Below are 14,383 nucleotides of genomic sequence, written 5' to 3'. Positions count from 1 at the left end.
TGTGTCGGTGTCGTTGTTCGGTGGCACGACGCCGCTGGTCACCGCATGGCTGGTCGAGCGTACCGGCGACCCGCTGGTGCCGGCGTACTACCTGATGGGCGCGGCGGTGATCGGGCTGGTGACCATGCTGTTCGTGAAGGAAACCGCCGGCCTGCCGCTGCGCGGCTCACCGCCGGCGGTGGGCAGCGAGAAGGAAGCCGCAGCATTGTTGAAGAGCGATGTGCCCGTGACGGTGGACCCGGCGTTGCCGCCATTGCCGGAAGGTGGCGAGCCCGAGCAGGCGAAGCCGGCCCTGTAGAGCCGAGCCCACGCTCGGCTGGTCTTGGGGGGGCTCAGCCGAGCATGGGCTCGGCGCTGCAAGGGAGCGGCGATACGCCATCCACGCATGGCGTGGATCTACCGGGAGGTGTTCAACTCCATCGCGCGCATCACGATGGGCTTGGCCCAGTCCGGGGTGTGCAGCAGTTCGGCCACCGAGACCGGGTACTGCAGCTGGCCATTGGCCATCGCCAGCACCGGAAGCGGTTCGACACAGCCCTCGGCATCGGCCGGGGCGCTGTTGTCGTAGACATGCAGTTCGGCCAGGTGCGGCAGCAGGTCCAGCAGGTTCTCGCGCGCCGAGTCGAAACGGGCATGGATCTTCTCCACCGGAATGTCATGCCCGCCCGCCGCCACCCGCGCTGCAACGCGGGCAATGTGCAGTTCCACCGATGCCAGCCCGCAGAACCAGATCGCCACCTGGTGCTGGGCGCAGGCCTCGCGCAGCAGGCGCGGAATGGTGTTGCCTCCCAGTGTGGTCTCGAAGGCGAAGTCGGTGCCCTCGGCCATGGCTTGGCGCAGGCGGCGGGTGCCTTCCTGCCACGCCTCGGCATTGGCATCGGGCATCGGCCAGCCAGCCTCCACCAGGCGACGGGTGAAGGAATCAGGATTGAACCAGCTCAGCCCTTCGGCTTCCAGCCAGGTGCCGAGCAGCGAACTCTTGCCGGCGCCGTTGACGCCGGCAAGCACCAGGATCCTTCCCATCGGTCAGAGGGGACGGCCGAGGGTGACCCTGCGACCGCGGCGGATCGGCTGGCCCAGCACCTTGCCCAGCCCCTCCCCGCGCTGCAGGCTGGCCAGGGTCTGGTCGAATTCACCGCGCAGGCGCAGCAACTCTTCGCTGCGCTCACCGGCATCACTGCCGGCAGCTTTGGCCAGCAGCTCCTGATAGGTGCGGATGTCCACGATCACCGCTTCGGGGTGATTGTGGTTGGTGATGACCAGCGCCTGCTTCTCGCGCACGGTGCGCATCAGGCTCGGCCAGCCGCGGGTCTTCACCGACGAAGCCGGGGCCTTTTCGAGGCCAGGCAGATCCAGCGGCAGGGTCATGGCACGGCTCCGGGCAGGGTGGATAATGGCCACTATACCCAATTTGGTCAAATTGGATATAAATGAACCTTTACCTGCCGGAGCCGTCCGCCGCAGCGCACGGCGCATCGGTCTGCAGCAGGCTGTCACGCTCGCGCAGCGGGAAGCGGATCCAGGCATCCAGTCCCTGCGGGTCGAAGCGCAGTTCACCGCTGCCGGCCAGTTCATAGGGCACGCGCTGCTCGATCAGCGCCCGGCCAAGCCCACGCTGCCGGGGCAGCTCCCAGTCTTCCACAGCGGCATGGCGTTCACACCAGTGCAGCCCCAGCCACGGCTGCCCGCCCTGCACATGCAGGTGCCAGGTCACCTCGATCCGGCCATCCTCATGGCTCAGTGCGCCATGCCGCAGGGCGTTGGTCGCCAATTCGTGGATCGCCAGGGACAGCACTTCGGCCGCCTTCGGCGGCAGCAACACGTCCTCGCCCTGCAGGCGGTAGGCGGCCGCTGCCGGCCTCAGCGCCGCGATCTCCTCATCGATCATGCCACGCAGGCAGACCCCGGCATTGGCGCCACGGGTCAGCAGGCTCTGCGTGCGTGCCAGCGACATCAGTCGCCCGCACAACCGTTCAGCGTATTCATCCACGCTGCTGACCGACTCGCGGGTCCGCCAGGCAATGGCATGGATGGTCGACATGATGTTGCGCACCCGGTGCTGCAGTTCGGCCAGCAATACAGACTGGCGCTCGGTGGCACGCTTGAGATCGTCGATGTCCACGGCGATGGCAAATACGCCGCTGACCTCACCGTCGCCATCGCGCAGGGGCGCGGCCGCGACCCGGGTCCAGCGCGCGCGCCCATCGTCATGCAGATACTGGAACTCCAGCCCCGGCACCACGGTCTCGCCGCGCATCGCACGGGCGATGGCGAAATCCTCCGGCCCGATGGCGCTGCCGTCCGCATGCCAGCCACGCCAGCGATGCAGGTTCACCTCATCCGTGGAGGGCACCTTGCCGCTGGGCAGATAGGCACGCATCTGGTCGTTGGACAGCTGCAGGCGCCCTTCGGTGTCGACAATGCAGACGCCCACCGGCAGCACCTTGAAGGCCAATGCCAGGCGCCGGTCCGCCTCCCGCCGCTTCTGCTCTTCGCGCTCGCGTGCCGATTGGGCCACATGCGCCGCTGTGGTCTCGAACATGGTCACGAGCACGCCGTTGATGCGCCCTTCCTCGCCACGGATCGGGCTGTAGGTAATGGTGAACCAGACATCCTCCAACCGCCCGCGGCGCGCCAGGGGATAGAGTTTGTCCTCGTAGGTGATGGTTTCGCCCTGCCAGACGCGCTGGTAGATCGGTCCATTGATATGCCAGACCTCGGGCCAGCACTCGCGGGTCGGCTGGCCGAGCCCGCCGGGATGCTTGTCGGCCAGAATCTCGGCATAGCCATCGTTGTAGAGCTGCACCAGCTGCTCACCCCACAGCACGATCATCGGGAAACCATGGGCCAGCATCAGGTCGACGGTGGCGCGCAGGTGGGGCGGCCACTGCTCGCAGGCACCCAACGGCGTGGATGACCAGTCGTGGCGGGCGATGCGCGCGGCCATGCCATCGTGGCGCACATGCAGCTGCGGTGCAGGTGGCATCTGGCCACGCAGCTTGGCGGCGTGGATGCCTTCAGGACGGCGCGACATGCCGCGCAATCAGGCGATGCCCGCAGCGACCTGCGGCGCCGCCACCAGCCCGGCCAGCTGCTGCACTAGGGTTTCGATGTGATAGGGCTTGGTACAGCGCGGCGCGCTGGCGAAGCGGCTGGGCAGGTTGTCGTCGTAACCGGAGGTCAGCAGGAAGGGCGTACCCGCCTCGGCCAGCCGATCGGCCAGCGGATAGACCTGCTCACCGCCCAGGTTGATGTCCAGCAATGCCACATCGATGGGATGGGTATCGACCAGCTGCCCCAGCGCCTGCAGGTCACCGGCAGGCCCCACCACCTGTGCGCCTTCAAGCTCCAGATAGTCGACCAGGAACATCGCGATGGCGAATTCATCCTCCGCCACCAGTACGCGCAGCCCTTTCAGGCCCTCTGGTTTGTTGCCCGCTTCCAGCACGACCGGCGCTCCTCGATACACGCGGCCCACCTCTGCCGCAACGCCTGCAGGATGCGCGAACCGGGCTACAAGAGCGCGTGATGATGGATGAAGATCGCGACCACGGCACGTTCACCGCCGCGTTGCAACGGCACGTTCAGAAGGCCCGTTCCCACTTCAGGCTGAGCAGGCTGCGGTCGTGGCTGTACAGCCAGCCGACGTTGCTGTCGATGCGCGCGTAGCGCAGGCTCAGGCTGGGTACCAGCCCGGCCACGGCCAGGCGCTCGCTGCGGACGATAGCGATCAGGTTCTGCTCGCTGTCCTGGCGACGAGCTTCCAGCAGCGGGCTCCACGCATCGTAATCACGCTCGCGCAACGAGACGAATACGGTGGCGGTGGTGCCGCTCCATTGCCGCGCCGCCCCCAGGCGCAGGCCGTGCTGGCGGTAACCGTTGGCCGGATTGGCGGCGCTGCTGTCACTCAGGTCCAGGCCGGCAAACAGCGTCCAGCGCGGATTGAGCGCGCGGAACCAGGTGGCATACACCGCCGCCAGCTCGCCATCGTAGTTGCTGGCCAGGCCGTGCTGGCGATAGCGCTGGCGCTTCCAGTCGGCCTCCAGCTTGAGCAGGCTGCGCGCGTCCAGTGCATATTGCCATTCGCCATGCAGCCCGCTGCCGCCCTGCAGGGTCTGGTTGCCCAGGCCCTGGTAGTCATAGCTCGGGGCAATCTGCACGGTGTGCCGTGCACTGCGCCAGCTGTAGCCCGCCTGCACGCTCGCATTGAGCTCGTTGTAGGCGCTGTGCCCGCGCCATGCCTGGCCGAACGCAAGCGCGCGCACATACACGCCATGGTGGCCGGCCAGCGCCCAGCGACGTTCCAGGCTGCCATCGTAGTCCAGGCCCGTTGCGTGCTGGGCATCAGGCAGATTGCGCTGGATGATGCAGGTGTCGCCCACGCCGAACAGACAGGTGCGGCTGGCCGAACTGCGGTTGATGTTGTCGCTCCAGGCGGGCCCGGCCGCGACCGCTCCCTTCCAGCGTTGCCGTGCCTGCAGCGCCGCCAGATAGCCGTCGACGCGCGCACGCACGCCGGCCGTGGCAGGGTCGTCGCCATCGATGCCAGAGGCGATCGCGCGAAACAGCCCCGTGGCCTCGCGGTCGCGCTGGTCTTCGGCAAAGACACGCGCCAGTTCCAGTCGCGCTGGCAGAAAATCCGGCTGCGCGGTCAACAGCGCTTCGTATTCACGGGCCGCACGATGATGATCGCCGGCCACCCGGGCCAGCGCGCCCTGCGCATAGTGGCGCAGCAGTGGATCATGGCCGGAAAGCTCGATGTATTCGTCCAGGAACGCGGCGGCGGCCTGCCATTGCTGGTGCTGCAACGACAGGTACAAGGCCTGGCCCAGGTCATCGACGGTGCGCTCCACGCGCAGGGTCTGACCGTCGATGGTGATGGTCGGCCGTTGCGATTCGGCCTGCTGCAGGCGTTGCTGGTCCTGCCGCTGGTGGCGTAGTTCGCTGCCCTGTTCCAGCACACGGCGCAGATCGTCCTGCTGGGCGCGCACATCGGCGGCGGCCAGCAGCAGAACGAGTAGGAAGATGGGGTGGCGCATGGTCGATCCGTGGTGGGGCGTGCAACGGGCCGAAGCAGGGACTGGCGGATCGCGGCTTGTCCCTGCCCTGCCCCGTCAGGGGCGTGGCGATCAGTTCTTGCTGCCGCCGAAGGCAGTGTCGTACTGGCTGTTGCCGCTGAAGGTGGCAATACCGGCCAGGGTGGCCGCGTTGGCGCCGAAGAACTGGCCCTGGGTGGTGCCGGCAACGCTGCCGTTGGCGGTGGCGGTGCCCGCGAACGAGGCGTTGGCGCTGCTGATGTTGGCGTTGACGTTGATTGCCAGGCCACCACCGGTCAGGCCACCGAGCAGCGTGCCGTTCCCGAAGTTGGCGCGGAAGGTGCCCGACAGCAGGTTGCTGCCGTTGAACTTGTTCAGGCCCGCCACGCTGTAGGTGGCCACACCGGCCGGCAGCGTGGTGCCGGCGCGATCACCGACGAAGTAGACCTGCCGGTTGTTGAAACCACCGGCGGCGCCATCCTTGGACCACTCGCCGAACCACACATCGCCGCTGCCGACCTTGACGAAGTTGAAGTGGCCCATGCCCGAGTGGCTGCCCGGCGCGCCGGTGATCGGCATGGCCACGGTGCGCACGGTGGTGCCGTTGACCGTGGTCGGCACCGAGTACGCTGACAGGCCCTGGAAGTCGACACGGCGGGCGCCGGAGACGGTGCCGACGCCGATGCCGGCCTTGCCAGCCTGGTGCGGGCCGCCGTTGACCTGCGATTCACCGACGGCGACGTACAGCTCGGCATCGGTCACCGGGCTGGCTGCGCCGACGATATCGGCTGCCTGCGCGGAACCGGCCAGGGCGAAGGTTGCCGCAACGGCGAGAACCGAACGGGAAATCATCTTCATGGTATTGCTCCTTGGGTTGAGGGAACTACGGGTACAACACGTGAAACGGATACATCAGAAGCGCGCGGTGACGCCGAGCTTGATCGTGCGGCCCGGCGCCGGAAGCGTGGAGCGCGTGGCCGGGTCGACGTAGTAGCGGTTGCCGAGGTTGCTGCCGACCAGCTCGACGCTGGCGTGCTGGTTGAAGCGCCAGCGCGCATAGGCGTCGACGGTGGTGATGTTGCCCCAGGTGAACGGCACGTTCTGCCACAGCAGGCTGCTGCCGCCGGCCAGCAGCCGGTCGCGGTACGCCTGCAGATCGGGGTTCTCGTGGCGCTGGTAGTGGACGATGCGGCTCCCCAGTTCCAACTGCTCATCGAACAGGCGCGTGCCCAGCGACAGGTTCACCGACAGCTTCGGAATCGCTTGGGTCAGCAGGTAGCCACTGACGAAGCCGTCCTGCACGCAGTTCGGGACCAGGCCACGATTGGCGTCCAGCAGCACGGCCGTACTTTCGTCGCACACCTCGTTTTCCAGCGTGCGGGTGATGCCCAGGTCGGTGAAGAAGCGCCGGTTGTCGAAGCGCGCCTGCAGCTCGATGCCGCGAATGGTCTGCTTGTCGATGTTGTCGAACATGAAATACGCATCACGCTCGATCACGTTGCGGGTCTTGTGCACGTAATAGGCCAGCTTGACGTCGGCATCGGCGGTGTTGCCGAACAGGCCGGAAAGGTTGTGCACGTAGCCCAGTTCGTAGTTGTAGGCGTGTTCCGGCTTGAGCGCATACAGCGGGTTGAGGCTGCTGGAGAAGGCGATGGTGCTTTCGAACATGCTCGGGAAGCGCGCCGCCTCGCTGTAGCGCAGGTAGACGCGTGCGGCCGGCGAAAGGTTCACCGTGGCCGAGAAACTGGGAAGCCAGGCATGGTCACGACGGCGTTCATTGCGTCCATCCACCGGTCGCGACTGCAGAGTGCTGCCGATGCTGCAGACCAGGTCGCTGCCCGCGTAGAGCGGCAGCGCACCGGGAATCGCCGCCACATGGCCATTGAGGCAGGGGTTGGTGGCACGGCTGTAGTTGCCGCTGGCATCAGGCTGCCAGGCGATGCGGTGTTCCACCGCCTGCGGCGTCTCGTAGTACGCCAGCAGGCCATGCAATGCATCGTCGATCACCGAACCCATGCCGATACTCTCCCAGAACTCACGTTCGGCCTCGAGCGCGTCGATCTCCGCCTGCAGACTGGCCGGCCGCTCGGGCAGCTCGTTGGTCCGGTAGGTCGCCTCCCTGCTGCCCACGCCCTTGGTCAGCAGCTCCGGATGCGCCTGCAGAAAGTCGTCGAACGCCCAGTACCGGCTGTAGCGCACGCCGGCATTGAGGGTGAGGAAATCGACCGGGCGCCATTCCAGGTTCAGATAGCCCTCGCCTTCCTGGCGGCGGCCGGCGCGCGGGTACATGCGCCAGCCATCGGAGGGACCGAAGTACGGGTCACGCGAGCCGAGCTTTTCGTATTGCCAGTTGCCACCCACGGTCAGGTCGAGGGTGGAATGCAGCGCGAAGCGGTTGCTCAGGGTCAGGCCGGTGCGGTCGTTGCGCGCATTGGCCAACGCGGTGTTGCGCAGGATCGGGCTGGCGTCCGGGTTCCACGCCGGGTTGCCTGGCGCGAAGTTCGGAAAGCCGCCTGCGGTGTAGGTGTCGCTGTCCGTCTCGGTGCGCCATAGATTGGCATACAGGTCCAGCCAACGGCTGTCGGCTGGCTGGAAGCGGTACTCCAGGTTCCAGGCATCGGAGGCGACGCGGCTGAGCGGCCATTGGATGCGCCCGTAATCCGGCGCGGACAGGATGCGCGAGGGCATGATCTCGCCGTAGTGCGACAGCGTGCGCCGCCAGGTGGCCTTCAGCTGCTGGTCGTCGTTGATCTGCCAGCCACCCTTGACCAGCCACGACTCCTGTTCGCTGGAGGTATTGGGCACTTCATCGCCGGGCTTGAAGTAGCGTGCCAGCGTGGTGATGTAATCGATGCCCTGGTACTCGAACTGCTCGCGCGGATCCTGGTCGTAGTAGCCACTTCCCTTGCTGCCGGAGAAGTAGTTGCCACGCTTGCGCCAGGCGTAGGCCGCCATCAGGTCGACGGTATCGCCGCGGTAGCCCAGTGCCAGGCGCCAGGCCTGGTCTTCGCCGTTGAAGGGGTTGTTGCCGCTGCGCGACTTCACCGGCACCACCAGGGTGCGGTCGTCATAGGGCGAGTTCGGCGAGCCCTGCGGGAATCCCGGCACGATGCGGTAGTCCTCGCCGGTGTGCAGGCGTGGTAGGCGCGGCGCCACGGCATTGCTGCTGCCTTCGATCTTCAGCTCCCCGCCGAAGCGCTCGCCGGCCGCAACGATGTCATCGACATCGATGGTCTTGATCACCAGCGCGCCACCGATCCCGCTGTGCACATCGCGCACCAGCCCTGGCCCCTTGATGACCTGGATGCCACCAATCAGGTTGGGATCGATGTAGTTGCGGTTGCTGACGCCGTTGTAGCCGCGCCAGACCGTAAGCGCCTGTTCGCCACCGTCGATGCTGACCGGCACCCGCCCCGGCCCCTGGATGCCACGGATGTTGATGTCCAGCGCGCCGCTGTTGCGCGCATCGCCACTGAACACGCCGACCAGATCCTTGACCACATCGGCCGGGTTGGAGCCGCGGTAACGCTCTACCCGGTCGCGCCCCGAATACGCCGTGGTCAGGTCCAGCGCGAACACATCATCGTAGCCGCGCCGATCACGGGCCTCTCCCCCTTCCGACTGCAGGCGACCGGCCACGTCCAGTGTCTCGGTCACCCGTACCCCTTCCCCCTCACCCGCCTCCGCTGCGGCCCGCAGGCTCCAGGTGCCGTCCATGCCGCGCTGCGCGCGCACGCCGCTGCCCCGCAGCAGCTGCTGCAGGGCCTGCATCTGGCTGTACTCGCCACTCACCGCACTGGAGCGGCGGCCCTCCACAATGTCGCTGCGGAACACCACCTGCACATCAGCCTGGCGGCCAAAGGCACGCACCGCGTCGGCCAGTGGTTGCTCCGGAATGGCGTACTGGCGCACCGGTGCGACGATCGCCGGTTGCGCGTGCACGACCGGCACCCAGGCCAGCGGCAGCAGTGCGGTGGAGATGGACAGGGCCAGGACGGTGGCGCGACGATGACAGGCGGATGCCGTGGACGGCATGGACAGGAACTCCTCAAGCGGGGCGGGACCACGGGCACATCCGGTGCCGGTGGTGTGTCTGGCTTGAGGAAAAACGGTGTTTCGCTCTGGCTATACCTCTATAGACAGCAGGGCACAGTGGCTGCCCACGGTTTTTTCATGTTTTTTTCGTGCGGCCGGTTCGTCCATGCGCCAGGGCCGTATCACCACAGCACCATGGCCCCGCCCGGCAGGCGCTGCACGCGCAGTCCCGCCTGCGCGGCAACCGCATCGATGGCGGTCTCCGGTTGCTGCAGGTGGAACAGGCCACTCACCCGCACGCGTGCGCCCTGCCCGCCCAGCACCCACACCGGGGCACGACGGTAGCGCGCCAGATCGGCGATGGCCTGCGCGGCCGGTTGATCGTCGATCACCACCTCGCCACGCCGCCACGGCGCCATGGCCTCGGGATCCTCCAGCTGCACCGGCTGCAGCCAGCGACCGTCGCGGAACGTGCGCGCCTGCCCGGCATGCAGGCGCTGCACGCTGCCATCGCCCGGACGCACATCGACCGCGCCTTCGCTGACCCGGGTGGTGACCGTGGTGTCCAGCCTCGACACGCTGAAGGCAGTGCCGATATCACGGACCAGCCCGCCCGCCGCCTCCACCTGGAACGGGCGCGCCTCGTGCGCCACCTGGAACCAGGCCTGGCCGCGCAGCAGGCGAAGGCGGCGCTGCTGGCCATTGAATTCAATCGCCAGTGCGGCGCCGGCGTCGAGTACAGCGGTGCTGCCGTCCTCCAGCTGCACCACGCGCGGTGCATCGCTGCTGCGCAGGTCACTGCGTGCCAGCAGCAGCGCGTGTGGCGCAGCGGCAACCATCAGCACCACCGCCGCAGCGCTGGCCAGCAGCCATGGCAGCCGGCGGCGCGGCGCGAGCGGACGCAGCCCTTCGCGATCAGCCGTCAACCCGGGCAACGCGGCCAGTACGTCGGGCCCAGCGCCATCCAACCCTTGCCAGAAGGCCTGTTGCCGGCGCCATGCCAGCGCATGGCGCGGATCGGACTGCAGCCAGCGCTGCAGGGTTCGTTGCTGGAGATCCGGCAGCGGACCCGCACTGCACCGTATCACCCAGCGCAACGCCTGCCTGGCCTGACGCGGCGAGGGTTCGGACGTGGTCATGGTTGTGGCCTGCCGCACCGCGAACGGGTGCGCTTTCCTGTTGTGACAACGGCGGGCGCGATCTGCCCACGGCAATCGCGCCTCATCGGCGTGTTCCCTGCTGGTGCTGCTGGATCAGCAATGCCGCGCGCAGTACGTATTTGCCCACCACGCTCTTGGAAATGCCGAGGCGCGCGGCGATCTCGCGCTCGCTCAGGCCCAGGTAACGGTTGAGCACGAAGCACTCGCGTACCTGCGCTGGCAAGGCAAGGATGGTCTGGGTGATCTCGCGCAGCTGCGCCTGGTCCAGCGCCTGGGCCTCGCCATCATGGCGTGCATCGGCCATGTCGACGGCGTACTCGGCCATCGCGCGCCGCTCGCGGGCGTCAGCCTGGCTGCGGTTGAGCGCGTGGTGGTAGGCCATCCGGTACAGATACCCGCGCGGCTCGAGGATGGGGGGATCGCCGGGTACGCTGCTGGCCTTCAGGTACAGGTTCTGCAGGGTGTCCTCGGTACTGGCTGGGTCGAGGTAGCGCGCGATGAAGCGGGACAACGCACGGCGCTCGCGGATCAGCAGCTCGACCAGCGCCAGGGCATTGGGAGACATAGGTGCCAAGGCCGGACCGGGGAATGATGGGCGTGATGGCGACGGTCCGGACGTGGATTGTGGGCTGCGCAGCCGCAGGCGGCAAGCCACGCCTTGTAGAGCCAAGCCCATGCTCGGCTGTGCCTGCGCCAAAGGCAGCCGAGCATCGGCTCGGCTCTACAGTGGATCCACGCCACGCGCGGATGGGAGGCTACGGCTCGTCCAACGCATCGAAACGCTCGACCAGGTAATCGATCAACGCGTGTACTGGCCTGCAAGGCTGCGGCATCCCGTTCTCGTACGATCGTCGTGACGGCGCCGGTTCTGACTGGCGCCGCCTTCGGAAGCAGTCGAGCATGGCTCGACGCTACGGTGGGATTGGCCGAACATGACTCGGCCCTACAGACAACAGGAGATCCCGATGGCCTACGCACGCATTGTTTCGAGCGCCGACAACTACCTGCACCACATCAGCAACGGCACATTCGAGGTGGATGCGGACGAGCCTGCCTCGCTGGGCGGTCAGGGCAAGGGTTTCGCGCCGTTCGATCTGTATCTGGCCTCGCTGGCGGCATGTACTGCCATCACCCTGCGCATGTACGCGCAGCGCAAGGGCTGGGAGCTGGGCGAGTTCCATGCCGAGCTGCGCTCGGACCGTGACGAGGATGGACGCTTCCATGTGCACCGCGTGCTGCATGCCAGCGCCGAGCTGAGCGATGCACAGTGGCATCGGTTGCTGGAAGTCGTGGAGAAGACCCCGGTTACGCTGGTGATGCGCGAGGGTGCGCGCATCACCAGTGAACGCGGGGCCGCCGCGTAACCCCGTCCACGCATGGCGTGGATCTACTGTAGAGCCGAGCCCATGCTCCGCTCCGCAGCATGCAGCCGAGCGTGGGCTCGGCTCTACATTCCGCTCAGCGCCGTGAATGCAACACGGTGCGCTGGCGCATCGCGTTGAACTCCTGCTCCACCTGCTGGATGTCCTCGGCCTGGAAACCGGCCGCGTCCAGCAGCTGGTCGGCGGCAGCCGCTGCCAGCGGATCATCGTCACGCTGGCGCCAGAAGCGCGCCGGCAGGAAATACCCCACTTCGCTGCGCCCACGCATGATCACCACCGGCCGTCCCGCATACAGCAGGAACTCCGCCAGGTGCTGGCGCAGCCCCTCCACCGAGACGTAGGCCGGCCCGATGCCCAGCGACTGACTGGACGGTTCGGGACTCTCGAACAGCTTGCGACGGCTCATCCACTTCTCCTTATGTGCAACGCGTGGTCTCCTTTCCTTAGACGTGCGCATCGCTGCACCCCCGCCACGCACGACGTGATCCGCATCACGCCCGCCGCTCAGAACCCGGTGTTGAACTCCAGCTGGAACACATCGATCGACAGCGGCGCACCGGATACTTCCTTGGCCGCCATCCACTTGCCACTGATCCAGCTGCGCGCGTCCAGCGCGTAGGCGCCGCCCACGTAGTAGCCACGGGCGTTGGTGCCGCCGAGGTGGAAGTTCGGGTCGTTGTAAGCGTCCGGCAGCGCATCGGCCTCGATGTGCTTGTAGCCCAGCAGCGCCTGCCACTGGCCCTTCTCCTTCAGGTCAGTGGCGCCGAAGGTGGCCTGCACCATCCAGGCCGTGTCGCCGCTGCGGAAGGTATCGATGCTGGCGGTGCCACCGGCACCGTAGTTGTTGACGATGCCGTTGTTTGCGCGGCTGAACATGGCCTGCTTGTCGTAGGCCAGGTTGCGGATGTAGTCGCCATCCAGGCGCAGAGCGATGCCCTGGGCCAGCTGCGTGTCCCAGCGCAGGTTCAAGGTAGCCAGGCGGAAGGCCGAGGCCAGGCCGACATACTGCGGGGTCGGCGTGTTGGCCGGGTCCAGCGGATTGCGCGCGATGTCGCGGATCAGCATCAGGGTGTTGCCCTTCTGCATGAAGGCCGGGCGCGACCAGTCGGTGTCACAGCCGACCGCGCCTGCGTACAGCGCGCACGGCGAGGACAGGCGGCCGCTGATGTTCTTGAAGTCGTAGTAGCCTAATGCAGCGCGCAACGAATTCTGGTCATTGAAGCGCCAGTTCACACCCATCTGCGCACCGGACAGCCACTTGTTCTCGTTCGGGGCCTTGACCCGGCTCTGGCTGGGCGAGCTGTCGGAGGTGTACTCCAGCGGCACCACCGCGAGGTTGCCGAACAGGTCGACGTCCCCCCCGTTGAAGTCGTACTTCAGGTTCGCGGCCAGGCCATCGAAGTTGAGGTCGTTGGAGAACAGCGTGTCGCTGGTCCAGAAGGGATTGCCGAAGCGGCCACCACGCACTGTCACCCAGTCGGCCGGGCTGTAGGCCAGCCAGGCCTGGTCCAGCCACACGTCCTTCTTGCTCAGGCCACCGCCCAGCTGCTCGGTGGTCGACACCGGGCCATTGCTGCTGCCGCTGGCTAGGCGTACGCCGGCCGTGGTGTGCTGGCCGATGGTTGCCTCGATGCCAAGGCGGGCACGGATGCGCCACAGGTTGCGACGGTCCTGGCGGGTGTTCAGCAAGGGCGGCAACTGCAGATTGGTGTTGGTATTGGTGTCGAAGCCGTTGCCGGAATTGATCGACGCCCAATTGCTCACGATGTCGCTGTTGCGCTCGGAATAGAAGCGCGACTCGCTGCGCACGCGCATGTCCCCGGTGACCTTGATGCGCTTGGTCCATTCGGCCACTTCGTTCGGTGCAGCCCAGCCTTCGGACTTGGCCTGCGCCATCACGTCCTGGCGCACTTCGTCACGAATGCCATCGCGCACGCTCTGCGGCACGTACGGCACGCGCACGTCGCCGGCTTCCAGAGCCACGCCGCCGCTGGCGGCCGAAGGTGCAGTGGTCGCGATGCGCGATTCGGCCGCTGCTTCAGCCTCGGCCTGCACCAGAAGTGCCTGTCCATCTTCCGGCTTCAGCGCGCCGCTGGCGATCAGGCCCTTGATCAGCTTGACCATGGTGGTTTCAGCGGCCATCGCACCGGTCGGGGCAGCCAGACTGAGCAGCACGGCGCAGCACAGCAGCGCCCGTCGGGCCGGCCGCGGGCGGCGGGAATCGGTTCGTGCGCGGTCGTGGTCGTTCATCACGGTTCTCATCCAAAGAAGGGAAATCACGGAAGTCGGGAATCAGGCGCCGGGACGGCGGCCTTGGATCAGCACGCGGGCAGGGAAATCGAGCGACGGCGGCGGTGCCTGGTCAACCTTGCCGATGCGTCGCAGCGCATCGAGCACGGCCGCGTCGGCCTCCTCGTTGCCACTGCCGCGCACCAGCTCGACCTTCTCCAGGCGGCCATCCGTGGCCAGCCACACGTTCACCTGCAGCTGGAAGGCCAGTCGCTTGACCTTGTCGTCGCGCGAGATCGCCTGCTGCATCAGGTAGCCGAGGTAGCGCCCATATGTCGCATTGCCGGCGCCGCCACGGCCGACGCCGGATGAACCGCCGCCGCTGCCGGACTGGATACCGAAGTTGTCACCTCCGGCCTGCGCGTCGGCATTCATCGTTACCGGGTCTGCATTGTCCGGCGTCGGTGTGGGCTCTTCAGCAGGCGTTGGCTGATCCAGCGGCTCCGGTTCGGGCATCGTTTCTTCCGGCGGCGTCTCCGGC

At 67.0% G+C, this 14,383-nt stretch carries 13 protein-coding genes and 1 pseudogene; 2 read left to right on the top strand and 12 right to left on the bottom strand.

Annotated elements, in window-relative coordinates:
* Positions 1 to 298: pseudogene (locus QRO91_RS18695) on the top strand (MFS transporter); the annotation flags it as partial.
* Between the two features lie 98 nt (positions 299 to 396).
* Here the strand turns inward: QRO91_RS18695 and QRO91_RS18690 are convergent.
* The 9 genes from QRO91_RS18690 to QRO91_RS18650 all read right to left on the bottom strand — a co-directional run bounded on the left by QRO91_RS18690 (position 397) and on the right by QRO91_RS18650 (position 10,796).
* Positions 397 to 1,023 carry an AAA family ATPase gene (locus QRO91_RS18690; protein WP_197619287.1) on the bottom strand — a complete coding sequence of 209 codons (627 nt, stop codon included), beginning with the start codon at positions 1,021 to 1,023 and terminating at the stop codon, positions 397 to 399.
* 3 nt (positions 1,024 to 1,026) lie between these two features.
* Entirely contained in the window at positions 1,027 to 1,368 is a 342-nt protein-coding gene (locus QRO91_RS18685; RefSeq protein WP_197619289.1) for a type II toxin-antitoxin system prevent-host-death family antitoxin, read from the bottom strand.
* Between the two features lie 70 nt (positions 1,369 to 1,438).
* Positions 1,439 to 3,034, bottom strand: coding sequence for a sensor histidine kinase (locus QRO91_RS18680; RefSeq protein WP_049430256.1), 1,596 nt, complete (start codon positions 3,032 to 3,034; stop codon positions 1,439 to 1,441).
* Between the two features lie 9 nt (positions 3,035 to 3,043).
* The gene (locus QRO91_RS18675) at positions 3,044 to 3,448 is read right to left on the bottom strand and encodes a response regulator (protein WP_049430253.1); all 405 of its coding nucleotides are present in this window, start codon (positions 3,446 to 3,448) and stop codon (positions 3,044 to 3,046) included.
* Positions 3,449 to 3,584: 136 nt separating this feature from the next.
* The gene (locus tag QRO91_RS18670; protein ID WP_285310509.1) at positions 3,585 to 5,039 is read right to left on the bottom strand and encodes a surface lipoprotein assembly modifier; all 1,455 of its coding nucleotides are present in this window, start codon (positions 5,037 to 5,039) and stop codon (positions 3,585 to 3,587) included.
* A 90-nt stretch (positions 5,040 to 5,129) separates the two neighbouring features.
* Positions 5,130 to 5,894 carry a Slam-dependent surface lipoprotein gene (locus QRO91_RS18665; protein ID WP_049430250.1) on the bottom strand — a complete coding sequence of 255 codons (765 nt, stop codon included), beginning with the start codon at positions 5,892 to 5,894 and terminating at the stop codon, positions 5,130 to 5,132.
* 54 nt (positions 5,895 to 5,948) lie between these two features.
* Complete coding sequence (locus QRO91_RS18660; protein ID WP_197631890.1) at positions 5,949 to 9,071, bottom strand: TonB-dependent receptor; 3,123 nt, start codon at positions 9,069 to 9,071, stop codon at positions 5,949 to 5,951.
* Between the two features lie 182 nt (positions 9,072 to 9,253).
* Positions 9,254 to 10,210 carry a FecR domain-containing protein gene (locus QRO91_RS18655; RefSeq protein ID WP_197650142.1) on the bottom strand — a complete coding sequence of 319 codons (957 nt, stop codon included), beginning with the start codon at positions 10,208 to 10,210 and terminating at the stop codon, positions 9,254 to 9,256.
* An 82-nt stretch (positions 10,211 to 10,292) separates the two neighbouring features.
* The gene (locus QRO91_RS18650; protein ID WP_049430245.1) at positions 10,293 to 10,796 is read right to left on the bottom strand and encodes an RNA polymerase sigma factor; all 504 of its coding nucleotides are present in this window, start codon (positions 10,794 to 10,796) and stop codon (positions 10,293 to 10,295) included.
* 400 nt (positions 10,797 to 11,196) lie between these two features.
* Here QRO91_RS18650 and QRO91_RS18645 point away from each other — a divergent pair, with 400 nt between their 5' ends.
* On the top strand, positions 11,197 to 11,595 hold the full coding sequence (locus tag QRO91_RS18645; RefSeq protein ID WP_049430243.1) for an OsmC family protein: 399 nt from the start codon (positions 11,197 to 11,199) through the stop codon (positions 11,593 to 11,595).
* A 94-nt stretch (positions 11,596 to 11,689) separates the two neighbouring features.
* Here the strand turns inward: QRO91_RS18645 and QRO91_RS18640 are convergent, their stop codons facing one another.
* From QRO91_RS18640 to QRO91_RS18630, 3 genes are all read right to left on the bottom strand, one after another.
* Positions 11,690 to 12,019, bottom strand: coding sequence for a hypothetical protein (locus QRO91_RS18640; protein ID WP_049430241.1), 330 nt, complete (start codon positions 12,017 to 12,019; stop codon positions 11,690 to 11,692).
* A 98-nt stretch (positions 12,020 to 12,117) separates the two neighbouring features.
* Positions 12,118 to 13,863, bottom strand: coding sequence for a putative porin (locus QRO91_RS18635; protein ID WP_049430240.1), 1,746 nt, complete (start codon positions 13,861 to 13,863; stop codon positions 12,118 to 12,120).
* A 42-nt stretch (positions 13,864 to 13,905) separates the two neighbouring features.
* Positions 13,906 to 14,383 (bottom strand): TonB family protein (locus QRO91_RS18630; protein WP_285310508.1); only part of this gene is annotated, 478 nt, incomplete at its 5' end.

The organism is Stenotrophomonas maltophilia group sp. Smal32, assembly GCF_030237085.1.
GTDB lineage: Bacteria > Pseudomonadota > Gammaproteobacteria > Xanthomonadales > Xanthomonadaceae > Stenotrophomonas > Stenotrophomonas maltophilia_Q.
The sequence above is the reverse complement of the archived record's forward strand: the minus strand, read 5'-3'. Positions and strand labels throughout refer to the sequence as shown.